Here is a 280-nt window from a genome sequence, read left to right as displayed (position 1 = left end):
GCACCAGGGGGGCGCGGGGCGCCCGGGACCGGCGTGCCCGGGGCGTACGGGACACGGCCCGGGAGCTGCCCCGGGTCGACGTCGCGCCCGCCCGGCCCCGGGAGCGTGCCCTCCTGCAGCGTGAAGCCGCCGAGGTTCTCCCGGATCGTCTCGTTCCGCTCCTTGATCGTCTCGGGGATGCGCTCCTTGACGGTCTCGGGCTGCAGCTCCTTGAGCGTCTCCGGCTGGCGTTCCTTCAGCGTCTCCGGGGCGAGCTCCTTCACGGTCTCCGGCTGCAGCT

General features: G+C 74.3%; 1 protein-coding gene. It reads right to left on the bottom strand.

Features of this window, described 5'->3' with window-relative positions:
- On the bottom strand, positions 1–280 hold a 280-nt coding region (locus KVT14_RS20345; protein WP_217617294.1), incomplete at both ends, for a hypothetical protein.

The organism is Cellulomonas sp. GbtcB1 (assembly GCF_019091725.1).
Taxonomy (GTDB): Bacteria; Actinomycetota; Actinomycetes; order Actinomycetales; family Cellulomonadaceae; genus Cellulomonas.
The sequence above is the reverse complement of the archived record's forward strand: the minus strand, read 5'-3'. Positions and strand labels throughout refer to the sequence as shown.